Genomic DNA, 22,963 nt, shown 5'->3' on the forward strand with positions numbered 1-22,963 from the left:
AGGAAAAGGGGAACTGGCCGCGGCTCAGGACTTCGCGGTCCAGCCGAATACCGTATTGGCTTCGATGCGCTCGATATCGTCCGGCCTCGGGAAAGGCGCGGGAGCCGATTCGCCCGGCGCGCGCGGCCGGCCGATCTGGCGGAAGAAATCGTCCAGGCCGCCGGGCATCAGCATCCAGAAAAAAGTCAGCGGCTGTGCGCCGTCATTGAGAAAGCGGTGTTTGCGCTGCTTGCCCAGGAACAAGCAGGTGCCGGGCGCCATCGCATATTCGGTGCCGTCCACGACCGCCACGCCGCGGCCTTCGGTGACGTAGATCACCTCTTCGCGATCGTCATGGAAGTGCTCGCGCACGTGGCAGCCAGGCGCCACCGTCTGCGTGCCGGCGCTGAAATCCATCGAGGCGCCGGTATTGGCGCGATTGAGCAGCGTGCGCACGAAACCGTTGGCCGGCACCGGCTGCCAATAGCTGTCGCCCTCGTCCGGGCCGATCACCACGGCTACGCCGGGCTGATGTTCAGAAACCATCTCGCACTCCGCAATTTACTGACATGACAGTCAGTATAGGGGCGCGCAAAAAACTTCACATACTAGGGAATTCCCTCAAGAAAACTGACATGGTTGTCAGTACTAATGTTGATGCCCGTGCCCCGAAGGCCAGGCGAAGGCCTGCCGCCCAGGAAGGCTGGCGGGCCGTGGCGAGCTGCGCGGCCGGCTCCGGCTTCAGCGCCAGACCGCCTCCCTGCGGTTTACCAGGCGACGTACTGGACGGCTTTTTTCCGATATTCCGGATATCGGCCCGCGCGGCGGAAAACGTATTCGATTGCGTGGAAAACGTGGCAGTCGGGCATGGCACGGCAGAACGCTGCCAATACCCCGAAAGCACCGCCAAATCGTCGACTGCCAGACCGTCGGATAAATGGTTTTTCTTCTTTCCGATTGCCTGACCCGCGGATAACGGCGAATAAGCCGGCCGTCCGAATTGAAAACAGCGCTCCGGCTTTAAATCTGTCCGAGTTATCAACAATATAAGACCAAATGAGTCAATAAATTGCTCACGTTTTGATATTGTGATTAAATGTGAACAAAATACTAAATAAGTTCACTTTTAATAACATATAGTATCATTTGCGGAGAAGCGATGAAGTGGGCAGCAGTTGCAGGTTTGGCTTTGGTGCTGGCAGGTTGCGCCAACCCCCAGGCGCGAAAGGACTTTTCACGGGATCTGGCGGCGGGGAATCTCCCGGCGGCCACCAGTAGCGCGGTACTCGCCGCGGGCCCCCAGGATGCGCCGCCCACCGACCTGCCCTGGGCCCTGGAAGCCGGCGCGCTTCTGCGCCAAAGCGGCCTGTCGGAGCGGTCCACGAAGATGCTGGACGGCGCCGAAGACCTCATGAAGGACGACGACACGCGCAACCTCGCCGCCAGCGCCGGCAATCACGCCCTGTCGCTCGTGGCCAACGACAACGTCCTGCCCTATGCGCCGACCGTATACGACACGGTCATGCTCAATACCTACAAGGCACTGAACTTCTGGCAACTGGGCGACCATGCCAATGCCCGCGTCGAATGGAACCGCAGCGACGACCGTCAGCGCCGCGCCGCCGAGCACTTCGAGTCCGAAATCGCCAAGCAGCGCGATGAAGTGAAATCCGACGAAAACGCCGATCTGGTCAACCGCAGCCTGTCCAGCACGGACGAGGCCTTGCTCAAGGCCGGCGTCGACCTGTCGCAGTGGGCGCCCTACGCCGGCTACGTGAACCCGGCCGCCGTTTATCTCCACGGCCTCTACTTCCTCTTCAACGGCGAAGGGCAGGCGGACGCCGACAAGGCGCGCAGCAGCCTGGAACGCGCCTACGCGCTGACCAAGAACACGCAGGTCAAGATCGACCTGGCCGCCGCCCAGCGCAAGGCCGGCAAGATCAAGCCCTCGGTCTGGGTCGTGTTCGAGAACGGCACCGCGGCGTACAAGGAACAACTGCGCATCGACCTGCCGCTATTCCTGGTGAGCGGCAACGTGAAATACACCGGCATCGCGCTGCCGGTGATGCGCGACGGCGTGCCCGCCTATCCGTTCCTGACCGTCGGCCGCCAGCAGACCCAGATGCTGGCCGACATGGACACCATCATCCGCGGCGAATTCAAAACGCGCTTCAACGCGATCCTCATCAAGGAAATCGTGCGCGCCACGGCCAAGACCGTGCTGCAGAAGCAGCTGAACGACTCCAGCCCCCTGCTGGGCACGCTGGCCGCGGTGGCACAGGCCGCTTCGACGCAGGCCGACCTGCGCTCGTGGTCGACGCTGCCGCACAACTTCCAGCTGATGAACGTGCCTTATCCCCAGTCGAACCAGCTGACGCTGGGCTTCCCCGGCCATGAAAGCATCGTGGTCGACCTGCCCCAGGAAAAGCGCCCCGTCGTCGTGTACGTGCGCGCGCTGAACGCCGCGACGCCGCCGCGGGTCGACATCCTCGCTTCCAAATAACGATCTACAAGGAACACCCATGAGCGTGAAGCTTTCTCTTTCCGCCGCCCTGCTGGCGGCGACGCTGGCCGGCTGCGCCACCACCACCCAGTACGTCGACCAGAAGACCGACAAGGTCGCGGTGATGGGCCTGGACTACAAGGATTTCGAGTCCGCCGCCAACAAGATGGTCAACGACATGCTGAACTCGCCGTTGATGGTGCACCCGAAGGCCGCCCAGGGCGGACGCTTCGTGATCGCGATGTCCAACATCACCAACGACACGGCGCAGCGCATCGACACCGACCAGCTGACCAAGAAGATCCGCGTGAGCCTGCTCAACTCGGGCCGCTTCGTCATCACCACCGCGGTCGGCCTGAACGGCCCCGAGGACGCGATGACCGCCAAGTCGCGCGCGCTGAAGGGTTCGAAGATGGTGAACCAGGCCACCGTGAAGAAGGACGGCCGCGTGATTGCGCCGGACTTCTCCCTGTCCGGCAAGATCATGCAGCGTAACAACCGCGTCGACAGCCGCACCCAGCAGGTCGACTACTACTTCCAGCTGACGCTCACCAACCTGGACAACGGGCTGGCGTACTGGGAAGGCGAAGAAGCCATCATCAAGCGCGGCGACAACCGCACCGTGACCTGGTAAGGGTCGCGGACGAACAGACCGCCTGCTTGCCGCAGGCGGTCTTTTTTTCGAGAGCAGATTCATGATGAAGAAATGGATGTTGGGCGCGGCGCTCTTCTGCGCCGCCCAGATGGCGCACGCCGAAGACGTCACTGTCCCGGCGGTCGGCTACGGCGATACGTTCGAACAGGCCGTCGAATCGGCCCTGGGCAACGCCATCAAGCAGGTGAACGGCGCCGCCGTGGCAACGCGTTCCGCCAGCCCCAAGGCCTATGTGCAGGTCAAGCAGGATGCCGAGGGCCAGGCGTCCGCCGAGCTGAACGCCAAGCGCACGGAGCAAAACACGCAAAGCGGCCTGCTCAAGGACACCGTTACCGGCAACGAGCAGAACCTCAACGCCAACGCGTCCGCGCAGGCCGAGACGTCCAGCAAGACGACGGTCGAGGCCGGCGTGGGCAGCACGAACGACGTGCGCGCCCAGGGCAAGGTGAAAGGCTACTCGGTGACCAAGCAGGAGTGCGGCGGCAGCAAGGGCTGCATGGTCGAACTCTCGGTCACGATCGAAAAGTTCGAGTACCAGGCCAAGACCCCCAAGCTCGACCGCGACAGCATCGCCATCGTCACGACGGGCAAGCTGCGCCGTACCGCCCTCTCGGCCGATATGCGGCAATCGGTCACCGACAAGCTGGTCAAGAGCGGCCGCTTCACCGTGCTGGACCGCAGCAACGACGCCGCGTTCGAAAAGGAAAACGACTTCCTGGCCAGCGACAACGTGTCCGACCAGCAGCGCGCCCGGCTCGGGCAGGCGGCCGGCGCGGACTTCCTGCTGATCATCGACCTGACCCAGGCCAGCGTGGCGACGCGCGTCCAGGAAAACAACGTCGAGCTCACCGGGGAATCCACCCGCGAAGTGTCGCAGTCCACGCGAGCCTCGGTGCGCTACACGCTGGTCGAAGCCGCCACTCGCGCCGTGAAATGGTCGGACTCGGCCTCGTTCGCCTCCGGCGGCAACAAGATCAGCGCCGCCATGGAACAGTTCCAGGCCAAGATGGTCGGCGACATCATCGAAATCGTGAACCCCGCCAAGGTCGTGGCCGTGCAGAATGGCCGCGTGATCATCAACCGCGGCATGGGCAGCGTGGCGGAAGGCCAGGTCTACGACATCTACGCCACCGGCGAAGAACTGGTGGACCCCGACACCGGCGAGAAGCTGGGCGCGACCGAGGAAAAGGTCGCCACGATCAAGATCGGCGAGATCAAGGCCAAGGTCGCCTATGGCGCCGTGACGACCGGCCAGCTGGAATCGATCACCAAGGGCGCCATCGCGCGGATGGCCGCCCCGCCCGCCGAGCCCGCCAAGAAGACGCCGCCCAAGCGCGCGGCGCCTCCCAAGTCCGACCAGAAGATCGACTCGGCCGGCGGCGTCATCCTCTGACGCCCAGGCTGGCCGCCCGCGAGTGGCCCAGATAAGAAAAGCCCGCATCCCAAAAAGATGCGGGCTTTTCCGTAACGGGCGCCTTGCCGGCGCGGCGCCTCAGCCGATGACGCGGAAACGCTCGGCGTCGTCCATGAAGGGCTTGTCGCCGAAGCCGTTTTCGTTCGAGCCGAACGGCATCTGCGCGCGCAGCTTCCAGTAGGCGGGAACGTCCCACTGGCGCGCCACGGCGGCGTCGATCAGCGGGTTGTAGTGCTGCAGGCTGGCGCCCACGCCGGCATTGGCCAGCGCGGTCCAGACCGCCAGCTGGGCCATGCCGCCCGCCTGCTCCGACCAGACCGGGAAGTTGTCCGCGTACAACGCGAATTTTTCCTGCAGGCTGCGCACCACGTCCTGGTCTTCGTAGAACAGCACCGTGCCCACGCCGGCGGCAAAGCTCTTGAGCTTGGCTTCGGTCTTGTCGAAGCCTTCGGCCGGGGCGACCTTGCGCACTTCGTCGATGGCGATATCCCAGAGCTTTTCGCTTTCCGCGCCGAACAGGATCACCGCGCGCGAGCTCTGCGAATTGAAGGACGAGGGGCTGTGCTTGATCGCTTCCTGGATCAGGGACGCCAGCGCTTCCTTGGAAACCGACAGGTTGCGGCCCAGCGAGTACTGCGTGCGACGCTTCTTCAGAGCGTCGAGATAAGCGTTGCTCATAACGATATAGCCTTCCGACTGGTAGATAGGGGAAAATGCACGAAGGAATTCTACCGGCCGGCGATCGCGCACGACACGATTCCCGGCCATAAAGCCGCGATTTGGCGCGGAACAAACTGTTCCACGCATGCGGCAAATCCCTTTCCACCATGGAGCACGCATGCATTTCACGCAGGACCCCGACTCCCCTCCCGCCCCCTCGATCTCCTTCGACGACTTCCTCAAGGTCGATATCCGCATCGGCACGATCCTGCAGGCCGAGGCCTTTCCCGAAGCGCGCAAGCCCGCCTACAAGCTGACGATAGATTTCGGCGCGGGCGTGGGCATCAAGAAGAGCTCGGCGCAGATTACCGAGCACTATGCGCTGCCGGATCTCGCGGGCAAGCGGGTGATGGCGGTCGTGAACTTCCCGCCGCGCCAGATCGGCCCGGTGAAGTCCGAAGTCCTGGTACTGGGCTTCGCGGACGCCGAAGGCGGCATCGTCCTGGGCGTCCCCGACGGGGCGGTGCCCAACGGCACGCGGCTGACCTGACGCGCGCGCCGCCTCGGCGCCCCCGCCAGGCCGGGTCCGGGCGCCCTAGCCCAGGAAGTCCGCGTTGTGCTCGCCCAGCGCCGGCGCGCCGCCCGCGGCCGCGCGGGGGCTGGCCGAGAATCGCAGCGGCGTGGGCGCGCAGCGCAGCGTGCCCTCGGTCGGATGCTCCACGGTCTGGAAGAACGCCACGTCTTCCAGGTGCGGATCGTTCAGCAGTTCATCCAGGCCGTTGGCCGGCCCCGCGGGAATGTCGTGTTCCAGGAAGAGCGCCAGCCATTCGACCGCGCCGCGCTCCAGCAGGCTGCCGCTGATCGCTTCGTACAGCGGCTCCGCATGGCGGATGCGGTCTCCCATCGTGGCAAAGCGCGGGTCCGCCGCCAATTCGGACCGGCCCAGCAGGGCGAACAGGCGCTGCCATTGCGCGTCCGTATTGGCAACCAGGCAGACGTAGCCTTCGCCGGTCTTCAAGGGCCGATGGTAGCGGCTGAAGACGCGCTCGTAGCCGCGCGCGGGCGCGGCCGCGGCCGGCCCGCTGAAAATGTCGTCGGCCAGGTGCTCGACCAGATTGAACGACGCCATGGTCTCGAACATGGGCACTTCCACCTGCTGCCCCTGCCCGCTGGCCGCGCGCGCCACCAGGGCCGACGCGATCGCGCCGGCCAGATAGACGCCGCAGAGCTTGTCGGTGAACAGCATGGGCACGAATCCCGGCTCTCCGTACATGCGCGCATGCAGGCCCGCCACCCCGCTCATTCCCTGGATCACGTCGTCGTAGGCCGGGCGCTCCGCGTAGCGGCCGTCCTGGTGAAAGCCCAGCGCCACGGCATAGACCAGCCGCGGATGGCGCGCGGCCAGGCTGTCGTAGTCGATGCCCAGCCGCCGGGCGGCCGCGGGGCGCATGTTGTGCACGAAGACATCGGCCGTGGCCAGCAGCGCGTCCAGGCGCGCCACGTCGCCGGCGGCCTTGAGGTCCAGCACCACGCTGCGCTTGCCTCGGTTCAGGTTGAGAAAAAAGGAACCCATCTTCGGATTGCGCGAGCCGCCGACCATGCGCATCGGATCGCCCTGCGGCGGCTCGACCTTGATCACCTCGGCGCCCATATCCGCGAGCAGTTGGGTCGCCATCGGCCCGAACACGAAGTTGCTGGCGTCGATGACGCGCATGCCGGACAAAGGACCTGTCATATCCGTTCCTCCTGGTTGAATGTCGCCCGCGTATCGGTGCGCGCGGCTTGCATATCCATGGGGTAGCGTCCTGTCGCGGGTATCGGATTACTGCTTGGGAATATTGGCGCTCTGCGCCGTGGCGATCTCCAGCTCGATTTCCTTCTTTTGGAACCGGGCCAGCGCCTCGGCGTCGCCGATGAAGGAAATGAAGTTGCTTTGCGCCAGGAAGTCGCGGGTCTTGGGCTCGGCGTAGATCGCCAGCAGGGCATCCTGCAAGGTCTTGACGACCGGGGCGGGCGTCTTGGCGGGCGCGAACATGGCCCACCAGGCCACCTTGAAGAAATCCTTGTACCCAAGCTCCTGCAGGGTCGGCACGTCCGGCGCGCTGGCCAGCCGTTCGTGGGTCGTCACCGCCAGCAGCCGCAGCTTGCCCGCCTGCACCAGGGCCTGCGCGCCGCTGTACTCCGCGATCACGAAGTCCACCTGCTTGCCCGCCAGATCGTTGAGCGCCGGGCCCGCCCCCTTGTAGGAAATGCCGTTGGCGCTGGCCTGCGCGAGCGAGAGGAACCACTCGGTGGCGATCTGGTAGGTGGCGCTGCCCGCGCCGTAGTTCAGCTTTTTCGGCTCTTTCTTCGCGGCCGCCACCAGGTCCGCCACGGACTTGTAGGGCGAATCCCGGTAGACGTAGAAGCCCATCGGCGCCTGCGCCAGCACCGCTACCGGCGCCAGATCGGTCAGCGGGTCGTAGGGCAGCTTGGCGAAAGCCGCCACGTTGGTCGCCACCGGCGCGTTGGCCGCCAGCAGCAGCGTGTACCCATCGGGAGCGGCCGACACCACCGTCTGGGTGGCGATGATGCCGCTTGCGCCCGGCCGGTTCTCGGCGATCACGGGCTGGCCCAGCCTGGCCTCCAGCTGGCGGGCGGTATAGCGCGCCAGCGTGTCGGTGCCGGTGCCCGGCGGATACGGGACGATCAGCCGGATGGGCTTGTCGGGAAAGGCGTAGCTTGCCTGCGCGCCCACGGCGAGCGTGACGCCGATGAGCAGCTTGATCAATCGTTTCATGTCTCCAGCTCCTTTGATAGTGCTTTGTCGTCGGTTGTTGGAATACGGGTCTGAGCGCCCGTTGTCAGGGGGATGCTTGCGGATGCAGGGCCACGCGGCCGATCACTTCGCGCGAGGCCAGCACGGCCAGCGCCTCGGCATAGGATTCCAGCGGGAAGGTGCGCTGCGTGCGGGGCTTCAGCGCGCCCTCGACCACCCAGTCGAACAAGGTCGCGAACGCGGCCCGCACCGCGGGGCGGCGCTCGGGCGGAAGCGGCACCCGGCCCCACCCCATGTAATAGCCCCAGTAGATGCCGATGGCCGTGGCATTTTTCACCAGTAGAAGGTTGGCGGGAATCTGCGGGATGTCGCCGCCGGCGAAGCCCATGGGGATCAGCCGCCCTTCCGGCGCCACGCAGCGCAACGACTCCTCGAAGACTTTCCCGCCCACCGGATCGAAGATCACGTCGGCGCCGCGCCCACCGGTCAGCGCCAGCACGGCGTCGCGGAAGTCGCCGTCGCGGTAGTTCAGTCCTTCGTCGGCGCCATGCGCCCGCGCCGCATCGAGCTTGGCTTGCGTGCTGGCGCAGGCGATCACTCGCGCGCCCAGTCTCTTGGCGATCTCGATCGCCGCCAGCCCGCTGCCCCCGCTGGCGCCATGCACCAGCACGGTCTCGCCGGGCTGCAACTGCGCGCGCCAGCGCAGCGCGCCATAGGCCGTCGCATAAATGGTCGGAAACTGCACCGCGCTGTCGAAATCGACGCCCTCGGGCAGGGCGAACGTGGTGTCCACCGGCGCTACCACCTCGCTGGCATAGCCGCCCGAACGCACGCCGGCGACCACCCGGTCGCCGGGGCGGAACAGGGTCACGCCCGGCGCGCATTCGGTGACGATGCCCGCGACCTCGGTGCCCGGGGTCAGGGGCAGTGGCGGCCGGTTCTGGTGCTTGCCCTGCAGGACCAGCAGATTGGCGAAGCTCACGCCGCAGGAATGCACGGCGATACGCACGCCGTCCGGAATCATCGCGGGCGCGGCGCAAGTCTCCACCCCGACCTGGGCGGGATCGTCCAGCCCTCGGCAAACAACGGCTCGCATGGCCACTCCTATTCAGTCTCGGGCAAGGCGCCGTGGCGGCCCGCGCCCTGTTGGAAACGTTGCGCGCCCGCCCGCGCTTCGAGCCGGCGCGCCTCGGCGGCATAGGCCATTTCGGCCGCCACCGCCTCGCCCTCGGACATGCCGGCCTGCGCGTAGGCCGATTGCCGGTCGGAGCGCATGGCGATCTGGGGGAACTGCGCCATCTGGTGCGCCAGCGCCTCCGCCTCGGCGCGCGCGCGCCCATCGGGCACGAGCCGGCTCACCAGCCCGTAGCGCTCGGCCTCGGCCGCCGACACGATGCGGGCCGTCAACAGCATGTCCAGCGCGCGGCTCATGCCGATCAGCCGGGGCAGGCGCACGGTGGTGCCGTCGCTCATGGGCACGCCCCAGCGCCGCGACAGCACCGCGAAGGAGGCGCTCTCCTCCGCGATCCGCAGGTCGCACCACAAGGCCACGCCCAGGCCGCCGGCGCAGGCATGCCCGGCCACCGCCGCGATCACCGGCTTGGACAGCGGCGCGTGCAGCGGCCCTTCCGGGCTGCCCGCCCACGGCTCGTAGTCGGTGCCGCCGGCCAGTTCCTTGAGGTCCGCGCCGGAACAGAAGGCGCCGCCCGCGCCGCACAGCACGGCCACGCGTGCCTGCTCGTCGGCGTCGAATTCACGCAGGGCCCGGGCCAGGCCGGCGGCCGCCTCGCGGTCCAGCGCATTGCGCACTTCGGGCCGGTTGATGATCACCGTCGTCACAAAGCCGGTGCGTTCCACCAGGATTTTCGGAGCCATAGATCGCTGTCGTCCTGTTATTTAAATAATACCGATTAGTATCAAAACTGATTCAAAAAAACCGCGCGGCCCAAGACGGCACGCGCGGTCCGGCGTTCAGCGAGGATGCGGCAGCAACGCGCTGACGGCGAAACCGGCCAGCTCGTCGGCGACATGCCCGCGGTCTTTCGCGGTTTCGTTCTTGCGCGGGTGATACCAGCGCGACGTCCAGTTCAATGCGCCGAGCAGCGGCTTGACCAGCAGCTTGGGATCCATCGAACGGAAATCTCCCGACGCCACTCCTTCTTCGATCACGCGCACGTACAAGGCTTCGTTCGCGGCCCGCAACTTGAGTATCTCTTCCAGCTCGGCGCGCTCGGAGGCCGTGGTGCGGCCCGTCAGGTGCAGTTCCAGGCCTTGCGCGGCGACGCGCAGATAAGCCAGGTGTTCCATCATCAACAGCGTGTGGTCGTGCGCCATCCCGCGCAGGCGCGCGGCGGGCCGGCCGTCGGCCAGGGCGTGGGGCTCGATCGCCTCGCGCGTCAACTCCATCGCGCGCCGCTGCACGGCGAAGAACAGCGCCGACTTGTTGCGGTAGTAGTAATAGATGATGCCCTTGGTCGCGCCATAGGCCTCGCTGATGTCATCGAGCGAGGCCGCGGAAAATCCCAGGTTCATGAACACGGACGCGGCCGCGTCGAGAATCGCGAGGCGCTTCTCTATGCCTTCCGTGCTGTCGATCAGGCTGGGCCGTCCCATGGTGTCCTTGTGGCGAGATTCAAAGGCGAAATTCTACCCTCGGGCCCGCCCGCCGAATTCGGCGCGGATGGCCTGCGTGTGGGCGCCCACGGCCGGCACCTCGCCGAGTTGCCGCGGCTCCCCGCGCACCTGGACCGGCGGGGCGACGATGGACGCCTCGCCATGCGCGGTGCGCACCTCCACGCGACGCAGGTGCGGGTGGCTCGACAATTCCTTGACGCCGTTGACGGAAGCGTAGGCGATCTTGGCCTGTGTCAGGCGCCGCCGCAGTTCGGCCACATCCATCCCGCCCAGCACGGACTCGATCCCCGCCTTCAATTCCTCCGCATGCCGCACACGGTCCTGGTTGCTGCGGTAGCGCGCGTCCTCGACCCATTCGGGCCGTTCCAGGACCTCGGTGGCGAAACGGCGCCACTCGCCGTCGTTCTGCACGCCGATCAGGAGCTGCTGCCCATCGCCGCAGGCGAATGCGCCGTAGGGAGCGATGGTGGGGTGCCCCAGGCCCACGCGCGGCCATACCGTGCCAGCGTAGTCGTAGTGCAGCAAGGGCACGGTCATCCAGTCGGCCATCGCGTCGAACAGCGACACGTGCAGGGCGCTGCCCTCCCCGGTGCGTTCACGCTGCAACAGCGCTTCCAGGATGGCCGCGTGCGCGTACATGCCGGTGCCGATGTCGCAGGCGGAAATGCCGATGCGCCCGGGCGCCTCCGGCGTGCCGGTCACCGAAGCGATGCCGGACTCGGCCTGTACCAGCAGGTCATAGGCGCGCATGTCGGCGTACGGCCCCGTCTCGCCATAGCCGGTGATGTCGCAGGTGATCAGGCGGGGATTCGCGGCGCGCATTTCCTGCCAGCCGAAACCCGCGCGCGCCGCCGCGCCCGGGCCGAGGTTCTGGATCAGCACGTCGGCCTGCAGGATCAGCGTGCGCAGCAAGGCCAGGTCGTCGGGCTGGGCGAAATCCAGCACGATGGACTCCTTGCCGCGGTTGAGCCACACGAAATACGTGCTGTCGCCCATGACCGCGCCATCGTAGCCGCGCGCGAAATCGCCGGCGGCGCGTTCGATCTTGATCACCCGCGCGCCGGCATCGGCCAGGCGCGACGAGGCATAAGGCGCCGCGGCCGCCTGTTCCACGGCGATCACCAACAGACCATCCAAAGGCAAGGCCATTTCCGTCTCCGATCCAGCGTTCTTTTTTTAATGCTACCGCGTAGTATCAGAATTCACAATACCGGGCGGATTGGCATCAGACTGTCATATCCGCCGGCGATACTGGCGGCGCAGTGCGCGCGCTCCCGGGCCATGCCCTGGGGAAAGCCCGGATATCCATATGAAAGGTAAATCGTTGGCGCGCATTCCCGGCCGGCTTACGATGCCAGCCATATACCGGGCCAGGAGCCCGCAGAAAGGTCCCTCCATGCAACGCTTGATATCCCCGATCCTGAGCCGCCGCCCCGCGCTGCTCGCCGGCCCGCGCAGCTCGCGGCGCTACGACGCCGTCGTCTCGCTGCAGGCCTACCGCGAAGCGCGCCTGCTGCGCGAATCCGCCCAGCGCATCCTCGCCGTCTCCGCCCGCTACATGCTGCCGGGCGCCTGAGCGCGCCTCACAGAAAGCCCGCCGCGCGGAACATGCGCGCATAGATCTCGCGCACGGTCGCTTCCTTGCGTTTGTTGTAAGCCATCACTTCCATCACCCCGCCGGCCGCGGCCTGCTTGGCCCGCGCGTACCGGTCACGGTCTTCGTCATGCCCGCGCAGCCAGTCGCGAAACATCCGGTGCCGGATGTTCTCGGGGCAGTCCGGGCCGAACACATGCAGGTTCACGCCCGGCGCGTCGCGCTGCAGCAGCCGGTGCTGGTGCCAGGACGGTTCCCGCAGCACCAGGACGTAGCCGATCGCCTCCAGCGCGGGCACGTAGGCGCCCTCTCGCGTCGGATCGGCCACCGTCAGGTCGATATCGATCACGGGCTTGGCCGCGAGGCCCGGCACGGCCGTCGATCCCATATGCTCCACGTCCAGCGCCGCCGGCCCCAGCGCCTCGCGTATCCGCGCCTCCAGCTCGCCAAAGCGCCGCGGCCACGCGGGATCGTAGGGCACGACCTCGACGGGCGCAGGCGCGGGCTTGCCGCGGACCCAGGGGTCTTCGTCCGGGTCCGAGTCGTAGTGCTTCATGATGGCTGCGGGCGTGGCCATGCCTTCATTCCTCCTGCCCGCAGCGCCGCCCCGTATCAGGCCTCATCCGGCACGCTCATGGCCTTGCGGATTTTCTCGGCCACTTCCACCAGTTGCGGACCGTAGACTTCCTGCAGCTCGCGTTCCGGCAGCAGATAGGCCGCCCCGCCCAGATTCAGGCCATACAAGCTGCCGTCGGACAAGCGTATGGCGGTGCCGGCCCCATGGATGTAGCTTTGCCATTCACCCAGCGAGGTGCAGAAGCCGTAGCGGTCCATGTCGCGCATGGCTTTTTGCAGGCCGACCATGGCAGTCGCCCAGTCCGCGCCGAATTGGGGTTGCAGCACTTCCAGCAGGCGCTCGCGCTCGCCCTCTTCCATGCGGGCCAGATAGGCGCGCCCCATGGCGCTGGTGATGACGGGGATGCGCGAGCCGTTGAACAGGCGCAGGCCGATCAGGCCCGAGCCTTCGCAGGTTTCGATGTACAGCATCATGCGCTTGTGCAGAATGCCCAAACCGACGTTGCCGTTGCTGCGGTCGGCGAGTTCCTGCATGAGGGGCGCCGCCACTTTGCGTATGTTGCGGCGGGCCAGCGCGACCTGCCCCAGCGCCAGCGTGCTGCTGCCCAGCTCGTAGTTTTCCTGGCGAGGATTGAATTCCAGATAGCCGAGACGGCACAAGGTATAGGCCAGGCGCGAAACGGTGGCGGCCGGCATCCCGGTGCGCTCGGACAATTCGCGGTTGCCCAGCGGGCCTTCGCGGGGCCGGAAAGCCTTGAGGATATCGAGGCCGCGCGCCAGGGCGACGACGAATTGCCGGTCGGAACTGTCTTTCAAGTCGTCGGGGGCAACCGAGGGGCCGGCGGAGCCGGCATCCATCGCCTTGCGGCGCCGGCCCTTCGCGGGCGCAGGGTTGGGGTCAGTCTTGCTCATGGGGAGGTCCGAATTCAGGCGTATGAGTCTAGCAGACGGGTCGGGCGTTTCGGCCTAGGCGCCAGGGCCGACGGCGGGATTGCCTTGCCACCGGGAAATGGCGGCGTCAGACCAGCCCCAGTCGCGCAGACATTGCTCGTAGCGGCTATTGACGGGCTCGGGTGGACGGGGCGTGGCCGCGGGAGTGCCGCCGAAGCGCGGCGCCGGCGCGGGCTGGACCACGCCGTCGATATCGATGAAGGTGCCGCGGGCCCGGTTGTGGGGATGAGCCGGCGCATCGGCGATCGACAGGACGGGCGCGACACAGGCATCCGTGCCATCGAAGACCGCGCACCATTGCGCCTGGGTGCGCGTCGCGATACGCGCCGCGATCTCCTCCCGCAAAGCGTCCCAGCCGGCTCGCGGGTCGCCGGAAATGGAATCGCCGCCCATTTCCAGTTTGTCGAAAAAGACCCTGCGAAAGCGCGTCTCGATGGGCGCGATGGACAGGTATTTGCCATCGGCGCAGCGGTAAACGTCGTAGTACGGCGCGCCGGAGTCCAGCACGTTGGTGCCGCGCTCGGGATTGAGCAGGCCCGCGGCGGCCATGCCGAAAAACGGCGTCATGAGCGAGGCGGCCCCATCGACCATGGCCGCATCGACCACCTGCCCCTTGCCGCCGCCACGCGCCGCGAACACCGCCGCCATGACTCCCAGGGCCAGGTACAGGGCGCCCCCGCCCAAATCGCCCACCAGGTTCAGGGGCGGCGTGGGCGGCTGCCCCTGGCGGCCGATGGCATTGAGCGCGCCGGTCATGGCGATGTAGTTGAGGTCGTGTCCAGCCATGGCGGCGTAGGGGCCGGTCTGCCCCCATCCGGTCATTCGGCCATAGGCCAGCCGGGGATTGCGCGCCAGGCACGGCTCCGGCCCGAACCCCATCCGCTCCATGGTGCCGGGGCGGAAGCCTTCAAGCAGCGCATCGGCGGAGTCGAGCAACTCCATGGCGAAACGCGCGCCGTCGGGCGCTTTCAGGTCGACGCTGACGCTGGGACGATTGCGCATCAGCAGGTTGTACTTGAGCGGGCGCTCCACGCCGAGGTCGGCCGCGGGCTGCTGCCGTTCCAGCCGTATGACGGTGGCGCCCAGGTCGGCCAGCAGCATGCCGCACATCGGGACCGGACCGATGGCCGGGAACTCCACGACTTTCAGTCCAGCCAGGGGACCCATTGCTTTCTCCTTGTGCCCGGTCATGTCATGCCCCTATCTTGGCGCTGCCGTTGTTCAGCACGACGGCGCCTCGGTCCAGCGCGCTGCTGCGGAACACCGCCGCGCCGTGATTCATCCAGATTTCCGTGCGTAGCGTTTCGCCAGGGTACACCGGCGCCGAAAAGCGCACGTCCATGGCGTGCAGCCGTTGGGGCTCATTCCCGCACACAGCGTCCAGCAACGCGCGCCCGGCCATGCCGAAGGTGCACAGGCCATGCAGGATCGGCGCCTGGAAGCCCGCATCCTCGGCCAGTCTCGGATCCACGTGCAAGGGGTTGTAGTCGCCCGAGAGCCGATAAATGAAGGCGGCCTGCGGCAGGATGGCCTGGTCCCGCACGTAGTCCGGAGCGCGCGCGGGCATGGCCACGCTCTGCCGGACAGGTGGCGGCGGTCCGCCGAAGCCGCCGTCGGCGCGCAGCATGGAGGTGGCGAACAGGCTGCACAGCAGCTCGTCGGTTGCCGCATCGACGACGTCGCGCCGGGTATGCACCACCGCGCCCTTTTCCGGCCCACGGTCGTACACCTCGGTGACCCGGGTGCGGCCGATCACCGTGCCGGCGGCGGGCAGCGGCCGGTACAGCGCCATGCCCTGCTCCCCATGCAGCATCCGGTGCCATTGCAGGCCGAGCGCGGGATCGCGCATCCACAGGCCGGGGTAGCCCAGCACCACCGCCATGGTGGGCAGCGCCCGCAGATCGCGTTCGTAGGCGAAGCGCAAGGCCTGGGGGGATCGCGGATCGTCGCCGACGCCCAGGCCCAGCGCATAAAGCATGGTGTCGCGCTCGGTATAGGTTTGCCGGACGTCGGGGATGGTCCAGTTCAGTAACTGCTCTCGGTCGATGGGCATCGCCATGCTCCTGGTGGCCTCGCCCTATGGGCGCGACGGCGCTTCGAAAATGCCGACCACGCAGGCGGCTTCTTCCAACCCGTAGAAGCCGCCGCCGTTCTCGGTCATGCCCAGGCGCGGATTGCCGGGAACCTGGCGCTGCTCCGCTTCGCCGCGCAACTGCGTCACGATCTCGTGCACCTGGATCGCCCCGGTCGCGCCTATCGGATGCCCTTTGGAAAGCAGGCCGCCCGATACGTTCAGCGGCAGGCGACCGCCCAGGCGCGTCGCGCCGCTTTCAACCAGCGCCCCGCCATCGCCGTAGTCGCAGAAACCGCAGTTCTCGCTGTGCAGGATCTCCGCGATGGCCGACGCGTCATGCAGTTCGGCCAGCGAGATATCCTGCGGCCCGACGCCTGCCGCCTCGTAGGCGCGGCCGGCGGCGACCCGCGTGAGATGGCGGTCGACCTGGTCCGCGGTGCGCTGCGAGCCGCTGCTCGCGGCGATGCCGCGGATCCGCACGGCCCGGCGGGCGTCGAGGCGCTTGAGCGCTTTCTCGGACACGACCACCAGGGCGGCCGCCCCATCGCTCATCGGCGCGCACATCGAACGCGTCATGGGCCAGGCGACGAGCTTGTCGGCCAGCACTTCCTCCACGGTCATGGGCGTCCGGTACTGCGCCAGGGGGTTGAACTGCGAATGCCAGTGGTTCTTGGCGGCCACCGCGGCAATCTGGCGCTGCGTGGTGCCGAAGGTCTTCATATGGAAGCGTGCCTGCGCGGCGTAGATGTCCATGAAGACCGAGCGCTCGCCCGTTTCGGCCAACGCCTCGGGCGGCAGCTCCATGCCTGCCCCCATGGCCAGCAACGCCTGCATGTGCTGCTCGGCCAGGTCGCGGTCCCAACTTCCCTTGAAGGCCTCGAACATCTGCTCGCGCTTTTCCGGGTAGTTCATTTTTTCGGCGCCCACGACCAGGGCGACGTCGTACAGCCCGGCCTTGACGGCGGCGTGCGCCTGCAACAGGCCTGAACTCGAACTCGCGCACGCGTTGTCGGTATTGAAGATGGCAATACCCTCGAAGCCATAGGCGCGCAGCGAGCATTGCCCGCGCACGCCATGCTGGCCTTCGAGCGCGCCCTGGCGGGTATTGCAGAACCAGGCCGCCTCGACGGCCCCGCGTTCCAGCCCGGCATCCTGCAGGGCCTTGTCCACGGCCATGGCAGTCAGCTGCTTCACGCTCAGGCTCAGGTGCTTTGCAAGGGGCGTCATGCCCACGCCCACGATGTACGTCTCGCTCATATTTCTCTCTTTCCGTGTAGGTGGCGCGTCAGGCCAGCTTGACCGCGCCCAGCCGGCGCAGGGCTTCGATCTGTTCGTCGGCGTATCCGAGTTCGCCCAGGATCGCGCGCGTATGTTCGCCATGCGCGGGAGCCGGGCCCGTGGCCATGCTGCGCTGGCCGTTGAACTTGACCGGCTGTCCGACCGTCCGCATGGGACCGTAGCGCTCGCTGTCCACATCGACCAGGATGCCGCTGGCCAGGGTGTGCGGATGGTTCAAGGCATCGGCGAAGGTATTGATCTGCGCGCCGGGGATGCCGTGGTTCAGCAGCAAGTCCTGCCAATGCGCCGCATCCTGCCCCGCCAGCACCTCGTTCAGACGTTGCGCGACCAGGCCGCGATGCTGCACGCGCTTGGCATTGCTCTCGAAGCGAGGATCGTCGCGCATGTCATCCAGGCCCAGCACGTCGCACAAACGCCGCCACAGGGCCTCGCTGGCCACGCCGATCAGAATCTGTTTATCGCGCGCCTGGTAGGCCTCGTAGGGGCAAAGGGATTCATGGGCGCAACCAAAGCGTTGCGGTTCCGTTCCCCGCTCCCAGAAGCTCTGGAACATGTAGCCCAGGAATGCCATGCCGGTTTCGAACAACGAGGCTTCGATGCGGCATCCGGCGCCGGTCTGGCCGCGCTGCATCAAAGCCGCCAGGATGGCGCTGGTCGCCTGCATGCCGGTGCCTTGGTCGACCGGCGAAAACGGCGCCCGCACCGGGCCGCTGCCCTGCTCTCCCATGATCGAACACATGCCGACGAAGGCCTGCAGGATCATGTCGTAGCCCTTGCCGTGCGCCAGCGGGCCGCTGCGTCCGTAACCGGAAATGCTGCAATAGACCAGCCGCGGATTGATGGCGGAAAGCGTGTCGAAATCGATCTTCAGCCGTTCGGCCACGCCAGGGCCGAAACTCTCGACGACCACGTCGGCGCTTTCGACCAATTTGTGCACCGCCGAAAGCGCTTCGGCGGATTTCAGGTCCAGCGCGATACTGCGCTTGGCCCGGTTGGCATAGTGGAAAACCGCGCCTTCGCCGTTCCTGAAGGGCGGCCAGCCGCGGGTATCGTCGCCCGTGTCGCTGGCTTCCACCTTGATGACCTCGGCGCCGAGGTCTTGCAGCGCCTGGGTGCAGATGGGGCCGGCCAGCACTTTGCTGAAGTCCAGGATGCGTATGCCCGCAAGAGGCTTGATGGACATGGTGTGCTCTCTCCCCGTCGGATCAGTAGCGGCCGCCGGTGACGTGGACGACGTCCCCCGTCAGGTAGCCGGCCGGCTCCGACGCCAGGAACGCGACGACGCTGGCGACGTCCTTCACGTGACCGATGCGGGGAATCGGCGTAGTCGCCTGAGCCGCCTCGCGGATCTTCTCGTAGTGCGGGAGCCGCCGCACCGCCTCGGTATCGATAATGCCGGGCGCCACCGCATTGACCGTCACGTTGTAGCGGCCGTGCTCCAGGGCCATGGCGCGCGTGAAGCCGATCAGGCCGGCCTTGGCTGCCGAATAGTTGGCCTGGCCCGCGTTCCCCAGGTGGGCGCGCGACGAGATGTTGATGACGCGGCCCCAGTTCTTCTTGGCGAAATGCCGCGCCGCTTCGCGGGTGCAGAGAAAGGCGCCCTTGAGAATCACGTCGACCACGCTGTCCCAGTCCTCCAGGCCCATCTTGGTGATGCGCATGTCGCGCGTGAACCCGGCGTTGTTCACCAGGATGTCCGCGCCGCCATAGTCGGCGCCCGCGCGCTCGAAAAGCTTGAGCACGGAGGCCTCGTCGGTAACGTCCACCTGGCAGGCATGCGCGCGACCGCCTTCGCGCGCCACCGCGTCGGCCTGGGCCTGGGCGGCCTCGCCGTTGATGTCCGCAACGAAGACGACGGCGCCTTCGCGGGCCAGCTGCGTGCATATCGCGGCGCCGATGCCGCTGCCGCCGCCCGTGACGACGGCCACTTTCCCCTCCAATCCCAAATCCATTCGTGTCTCCAGTCTTATGTTGCGGAACGGGACGACGCTGCCGCGCCGCGCCCTGGCAGGATCTACCGCCCCACCAATCAAAATGCAGAAATCATTTCCGCAATATATATGAACAACGATCACGCTGGCAACATGGTTGGCCGAGTCAGGGATTTCATCCAGTAAACATGCCGCGCAGATTATTGCGAAAATCATTTTCGTAATGTACATTGAGCCGACTTTCAACCACATGGACAGGAGACAACGACCCATGCCAAGCCCAGGCTTCGACCCCACCGCGCACCAAATGTGCGAACAACGCTATTTCGACGACTTCAAAGTGGGCGAGCGCTTCGTCCTGCCGTCGCGCACGATGACCGACGCCTTGTTCGCCGCATTCCAGCTGGCCAGCGGCGACAACCACCCCATCCATTACGACGTCGAGTACTGCCGCGCCAACGGCATGCCGCACATGCTGGCCCATGGTTTCCAGGTGGCGATCCAGACGGCCGCGGGCGCCGGCCTGTTCCCGCACATGACCGAGGCATCGATGAAGGGCTTCATCGAGCAAAGCTCGCGCTTCGTGGGCCCGGTCTATGTGGGCGACACGCTGTACAGCTCATTGGAAATCGTGGAGCTCAAGCCCGGCCGGACCACGGGCACGGTCCGCATGGCGAGCCGCGTCGTGAACCAGCGCGGCGAGACCGTGATGGAAGGCTCGCAGACCTACCTGCTGAGAAAGCGTCCGACCGAATAACGAAAAACGCCCGCGCCGGCGTACAGGAAGGAGGGAGACAACATGAAGCAGTCGGCAATCCGCCTCATCATGGCCGCGTGCATCGCCACCGCGCCATTGGCCGCACACGCGGCCCAGGACAACTACCCGCAAAAACCGATCACCTTGCAGCTCGGCTTCCCGCCGGGCCAGGCCACCGATACCGTCGCCCGCATGCTGGCCGAGCGCGCCGCGGCCCGGCTGGGCCAACCCGTGATCGTGGAAAACAAGCCCGGCCAGGGAGGCAGCGTGCTGCTGTCATCGTTCGTGCGCCAACCGCCGGACGGCTATACGCTGACGATCGCCGCGACCGGCGCGGCGGTCACCAATCACTTTCTGTACAAGACGGTGAACTACAAGACCCCGGACGACTTCACGCCGGTCGGCCTGGTGGCCGATCTGCCCCTCGTGCTGGTGGCCCGACCGGGCATGCCGTTCAACGACGTGGCCGGCCTGGTCGCCTATGCGAAGCAACATCCCGGCAAGCTGAACTACGCCAGCCCCGGCACGGGCACCTCGTCCAACCTGGCGATGGAAACGCTGAAACACCAGAACGGGCTGCGCATCGAGCACATCCCTTACCAGGGCAGCGCGCGCGCCATGACCGACCTGCTGGCCGGACAGGTCGACATCGCCTTCGACACGGTGCCGGCCGTGCAGGCCTTCGTCAGCGCCGGCAAACTCAAAGGGCTGGCCATCGGCTCCGAACAGCGGCTCAAACTGTTCCCGGAGGTTCCGACCATGAAGGAAAGCGGCTTCGGCAGCGTGCCGGCCCACGTCTGGATCGGGTTCCTCCTGCCCAAGGGCGCCTCGCCCGCAGTGGTCCAGAAGCTGAACGGCGTGTTCAATGCCGTGCTGCGGGACCAGGACATCGTCGAGAAGCTGGAAGGGCTGGGCGTGGTGGCGCATACGACCACGCCGGAAGGCTTCGAGACCATGCTGCGCCAAGAGCTGCCGCGCTGGGGCGACATCGTGAAACAGGCGGGTCTTGAGCCTCAGTAGGTCCTCGGCCCGACCGTGAGGCGCGAAGGCCGGCGGAAGCCGGCTTTCGTCTTTGCCTGCGCCGCGGAACGGCCGCCCGCCCACATTCAACCGCTCGCGGCACTGCCTCGCGGCGCCAGCAACGCCAGCAATTGCTCCCGCAGCACGCTGGTGAGAAAGCCGCGGTTCTCGCTTTCGAACAGGCCGATGTTGCGAAAGGCTTGCGGATCGTCGAAGTACTCGATGCGCAGGTCGGGATCGCGGTCCCAGTCCGTTCCGCGCGGCAGCGGCAGCAAGGTGACGCCCAGGTCTTCCTTGACCATGTCGATGATGGTCCGCATGGCGTTCATCTCCAGCGCATCGTTGGCGCGCAGATGGAGACGCCGCATGAATTCGTCGATCAGCGTGCCGGTATTGGAGCTGCGCGACACTTGCAGGAACAGGCGTTGCGCGAGGATCTCGCGAGGGTCGGCGCGCGGCGTGCGCGCGTTCACGATGAAGACCAGCGGTTCGCGGTAGAGCTGGGTATACAGCACGTCGGCCGGCAGCTTGTGCGCGCCTCTGACCGACACGGCCGCGTCGATATCCCCTTCCTTGATGCGGGAGACCAGCGTGCCCGAATAGCTGATGCCCGGCTCGATGTTCAGGCGCGGATGGATCTCGCGGATCCGCAGCACGGCCCGCACCACCATGCCCATCGCGGTGGCGATGCACGCCATTTTCACCGTGCCGGCCAGCTCCGTCTGCTCCAGCTCCAGATTGTGCATGTCCTCGTAGAGCGCGAGCAGTTGACGCGCCTTCGGCAACAGGCGGTGGCCCCGCTGGTTCAGGACGATGCTCCTGCCCACGCGGTCGAAGACCGTGTAGCCCAGGTCTTTCTCCAGCGTCTGGATTTGCAGGCCCACGGCCGCGGGCGTCAGGCTCACCTGCTCCGACGCCGCCGCGAAGGAACCATGGGCCGCGGTTGCCACGAAACTGCGGAATACGCGAATGCTGCTCACTCGCCGCTCCAAAGGATTTCTTTATATATTGAAAATATATTCTAGTTTTACTTTCTAGATGAATTCGCTCACAGTGCTCGCTCCAAATAGATGCGATGAATCGCGACACAAGGGGTGAGTCATGAGTAAGAAGTCTTCGCCGCCAGCCGGAGGGATGCTGGTTTCACGTCGCCAGGCGCTGGGGCTGGCCGCGGCCGCCTTCACCCTGCCGCTGACGCTGCGCCAGGCGCTCGCGCAGGGGCTCGCCGGACAGGGGCCGGTGGAACTGGTGGTGCCGGGCGGGCCGGGCGCGGGCACCGACGTGGTGGCCCGGATCGCGGCGCGCGGGCTGGGCGAAAGCCTGAGCCAGGCCGTCGTGGTCAAGAACATGGCGGGCGCGGCGGGCATCATCGGCGCCCAGGCGGTCGCGCGGGCCAAGCCCGACGGCCACACCCTGCTCTTCGCGATCACCGGCACGCACACGGTCAACCAGTTCCTCTACCCGGACCTGCCCTACGACCCCATCAAGGATTTCGCGCCCGTCTCGCTGGTCTGCAAGTACAACAATGTGCTGGTGGTGCGGCCCGATTTCGAGGCCAAGACGCTCAAAGACCTGGTCGCGCTGCTGCGCAAGCAGCCCGGCAAGTATTTCTACGGCATCACGGCGAACGGCAGCTCCAGCCACCTCGCCATGGAACTGCTCAAGAGCGAGGCCGGGCTGGACATCAAGGGCGTGCCGTACCGCAGCGCGTCCGCCGCGGTGAGCGATTTCCTGGGCGGGCAGTTCCCCGTCTTCATGGATACCGTCATCAACCAGCTGCCCCACATCCGGGCCGGAAAGGTGTTGGCCCTGGCCACCACGGGCGCCGAACGCTCGCCCGTGCTGCCGGACGTTCCCACCATCTCTGAAAGCGGCTTCCCTTCCATCGTGGCGATCGGCTGGGGCGGCGTCATGGCGCCTGCCGGCACGCCGCAGGCGGCGATCAGCCTGTTCAACGAGAGCCTGCGCAAAACCATCGCCGGCAACGCGTTCGACGCCCTGAAGGCGGGCGGGCTGGAAACCCTCTCCACGACGCCCGAGGAAATGGCGGCCTTCATCGACCGCGAATCGGAGAAATGGGGCAAGCTGGTCAAGGCCGGCAAGATCGTGGCGGGTTGATCGACGGGTTTCACCGCGCGGGCGCGGCCCGCGCCGTTCT

25 protein-coding genes are annotated in these 22,963 nt (G+C 66.5%); 9 read left to right on the plus strand and 16 right to left on the minus strand.

What is annotated here, in order from left to right:
- Positions 1-24: 24 nt before the first annotated feature.
- Entirely contained in the window at positions 25-525 is a 501-nt protein-coding gene (locus tag ADE01S_RS01375; protein WP_062679663.1) for a cupin domain-containing protein, read from the minus strand.
- An 89-nt stretch (positions 526-614) separates the two neighbouring features.
- Between ADE01S_RS01375 and ADE01S_RS31420 the strand changes: the two genes are divergently transcribed.
- The 4 genes from ADE01S_RS31420 (at position 615) to ADE01S_RS01390 (ending at position 4,530) form a co-directional block, all read left to right on the plus strand.
- On the plus strand, positions 615-944 hold the full coding sequence (locus ADE01S_RS31420) for a hypothetical protein (protein ID WP_131828756.1): 330 nt from the start codon (positions 615-617) through the stop codon (positions 942-944).
- A 218-nt stretch (positions 945-1,162) separates the two neighbouring features.
- The gene (locus tag ADE01S_RS01380; protein WP_131828755.1) at positions 1,163-2,482 is read left to right on the plus strand and encodes a COG3014 family protein; all 1,320 of its coding nucleotides are present in this window, start codon (positions 1,163-1,165) and stop codon (positions 2,480-2,482) included.
- Positions 2,483-2,501: 19 nt separating this feature from the next.
- Positions 2,502-3,116 (plus strand): penicillin-binding protein activator LpoB, encoded by a 615-nt coding sequence (lpoB, locus tag ADE01S_RS01385; protein WP_062679665.1) that lies wholly within the window; start codon positions 2,502-2,504, stop codon positions 3,114-3,116.
- Between the two features lie 61 nt (positions 3,117-3,177).
- A complete protein-coding gene (locus ADE01S_RS01390; protein WP_062679666.1) occupies positions 3,178-4,530 on the plus strand; it encodes a CsgG/HfaB family protein in 1,353 nt (450 codons plus the stop codon).
- Positions 4,531-4,629: 99 nt separating this feature from the next.
- On the opposite strand, the gene ADE01S_RS01395 is transcribed toward ADE01S_RS01390, so the two are convergent.
- Positions 4,630-5,229: a nitroreductase family protein gene (locus ADE01S_RS01395; RefSeq protein WP_062679667.1), complete on the minus strand. Its 600-nt coding sequence runs from the start codon at positions 5,227-5,229 to the stop codon at positions 4,630-4,632.
- Between the two features lie 160 nt (positions 5,230-5,389).
- Between ADE01S_RS01395 and ADE01S_RS01400 the strand changes: the two genes are divergently transcribed.
- On the plus strand, positions 5,390-5,761 hold the full coding sequence (locus ADE01S_RS01400) for a tRNA-binding protein (RefSeq protein ID WP_062679668.1): 372 nt from the start codon (positions 5,390-5,392) through the stop codon (positions 5,759-5,761).
- A 45-nt stretch (positions 5,762-5,806) separates the two neighbouring features.
- Here the strand turns inward: ADE01S_RS01400 and ADE01S_RS01405 are convergent, their stop codons facing one another.
- From ADE01S_RS01405 to ADE01S_RS01430, 6 genes are all read right to left on the minus strand, one after another.
- Positions 5,807-6,946, minus strand: coding sequence for a CaiB/BaiF CoA transferase family protein (locus ADE01S_RS01405; protein WP_062679669.1), 1,140 nt, complete (start codon positions 6,944-6,946; stop codon positions 5,807-5,809).
- Positions 6,947-7,033: 87 nt separating this feature from the next.
- Positions 7,034-7,990 (minus strand): Bug family tripartite tricarboxylate transporter substrate binding protein, encoded by a 957-nt coding sequence (locus tag ADE01S_RS01410; protein ID WP_062679670.1) that lies wholly within the window; start codon positions 7,988-7,990, stop codon positions 7,034-7,036.
- A gap of 64 nt (positions 7,991-8,054) precedes the next feature.
- Positions 8,055-9,065 carry an NADPH:quinone oxidoreductase family protein gene (locus ADE01S_RS01415; RefSeq protein WP_062679671.1) on the minus strand — a complete coding sequence of 337 codons (1,011 nt, stop codon included), beginning with the start codon at positions 9,063-9,065 and terminating at the stop codon, positions 8,055-8,057.
- Between the two features lie 8 nt (positions 9,066-9,073).
- A complete protein-coding gene (locus ADE01S_RS01420; protein WP_062679672.1) occupies positions 9,074-9,844 on the minus strand; it encodes a crotonase/enoyl-CoA hydratase family protein in 771 nt (256 codons plus the stop codon).
- Positions 9,845-9,940: 96 nt separating this feature from the next.
- Positions 9,941-10,582, minus strand: coding sequence for a TetR-type transcription factor C-terminal domain-containing protein (locus ADE01S_RS01425; RefSeq protein WP_062679673.1), 642 nt, complete (start codon positions 10,580-10,582; stop codon positions 9,941-9,943).
- Positions 10,583-10,615: 33 nt separating this feature from the next.
- On the minus strand, positions 10,616-11,752 hold the full coding sequence (locus tag ADE01S_RS01430) for a CaiB/BaiF CoA transferase family protein (protein ID WP_062679674.1): 1,137 nt from the start codon (positions 11,750-11,752) through the stop codon (positions 10,616-10,618).
- 247 nt (positions 11,753-11,999) lie between these two features.
- Here ADE01S_RS01430 and ADE01S_RS01435 point away from each other — a divergent pair, with 247 nt between their 5' ends.
- Positions 12,000-12,179, plus strand: a complete 180-nt coding sequence (locus ADE01S_RS01435) for a hypothetical protein (RefSeq protein WP_062679675.1) — start codon at positions 12,000-12,002, stop codon at positions 12,177-12,179.
- A gap of 7 nt (positions 12,180-12,186) precedes the next feature.
- Here the strand turns inward: ADE01S_RS01435 and ADE01S_RS01440 are convergent, their stop codons facing one another.
- From ADE01S_RS01440 to fabG, 7 genes are read right to left on the minus strand one after another with little or no spacing between them, the layout of a single operon-like run.
- Positions 12,187-12,774 carry a GrpB family protein gene (locus ADE01S_RS01440; RefSeq protein ID WP_062679676.1) on the minus strand — a complete coding sequence of 196 codons (588 nt, stop codon included), beginning with the start codon at positions 12,772-12,774 and terminating at the stop codon, positions 12,187-12,189.
- 35 nt (positions 12,775-12,809) lie between these two features.
- Positions 12,810-13,685, minus strand: a complete 876-nt coding sequence (locus ADE01S_RS01445) for an IclR family transcriptional regulator (protein WP_062679677.1) — start codon at positions 13,683-13,685, stop codon at positions 12,810-12,812.
- Between the two features lie 54 nt (positions 13,686-13,739).
- Positions 13,740-14,891: a CaiB/BaiF CoA transferase family protein gene (locus ADE01S_RS01450; protein WP_062679678.1), complete on the minus strand. Its 1,152-nt coding sequence runs from the start codon at positions 14,889-14,891 to the stop codon at positions 13,740-13,742.
- Between the two features lie 25 nt (positions 14,892-14,916).
- Positions 14,917-15,777 carry a MaoC/PaaZ C-terminal domain-containing protein gene (locus ADE01S_RS01455; protein ID WP_062679679.1) on the minus strand — a complete coding sequence of 287 codons (861 nt, stop codon included), beginning with the start codon at positions 15,775-15,777 and terminating at the stop codon, positions 14,917-14,919.
- Between the two features lie 24 nt (positions 15,778-15,801).
- Entirely contained in the window at positions 15,802-17,055 is a 1,254-nt protein-coding gene (locus ADE01S_RS01460; RefSeq protein ID WP_062679680.1) for a thiolase family protein, read from the minus strand.
- A 28-nt stretch (positions 17,056-17,083) separates the two neighbouring features.
- A complete protein-coding gene (locus tag ADE01S_RS01465) occupies positions 17,084-18,280 on the minus strand; it encodes a CaiB/BaiF CoA transferase family protein (protein ID WP_062679681.1) in 1,197 nt (398 codons plus the stop codon).
- Between the two features lie 22 nt (positions 18,281-18,302).
- Entirely contained in the window at positions 18,303-19,049 is a 747-nt protein-coding gene (gene fabG / locus ADE01S_RS01470; protein WP_062679682.1) for a 3-oxoacyl-ACP reductase FabG, read from the minus strand.
- Between the two features lie 250 nt (positions 19,050-19,299).
- Here fabG and ADE01S_RS01475 point away from each other — a divergent pair, with 250 nt between their 5' ends.
- On the plus strand, positions 19,300-19,785 hold the full coding sequence (locus ADE01S_RS01475) for a MaoC family dehydratase (protein WP_062679683.1): 486 nt from the start codon (positions 19,300-19,302) through the stop codon (positions 19,783-19,785).
- 42 nt (positions 19,786-19,827) lie between these two features.
- Entirely contained in the window at positions 19,828-20,805 is a 978-nt protein-coding gene (locus tag ADE01S_RS01480) for a Bug family tripartite tricarboxylate transporter substrate binding protein (protein ID WP_062679684.1), read from the plus strand.
- 86 nt (positions 20,806-20,891) lie between these two features.
- Here the strand turns inward: ADE01S_RS01480 and ADE01S_RS01485 are convergent, their stop codons facing one another.
- A complete protein-coding gene (locus ADE01S_RS01485) occupies positions 20,892-21,785 on the minus strand; it encodes a LysR family transcriptional regulator (RefSeq protein ID WP_062679685.1) in 894 nt (297 codons plus the stop codon).
- Positions 21,786-21,906: 121 nt separating this feature from the next.
- On the opposite strand from ADE01S_RS01485, the gene ADE01S_RS01490 reads away from it, so the two are divergent.
- Positions 21,907-22,923 carry a Bug family tripartite tricarboxylate transporter substrate binding protein gene (locus ADE01S_RS01490; RefSeq protein ID WP_062679686.1) on the plus strand — a complete coding sequence of 339 codons (1,017 nt, stop codon included), beginning with the start codon at positions 21,907-21,909 and terminating at the stop codon, positions 22,921-22,923.
- The last annotated feature ends 40 nt before the right edge of the window (positions 22,924-22,963 follow it).

It is taken from the genome of Achromobacter denitrificans NBRC 15125 (assembly GCF_001571365.1).
Lineage (GTDB): Bacteria > Pseudomonadota > Gammaproteobacteria > Burkholderiales > Burkholderiaceae_B > Achromobacter > Achromobacter denitrificans.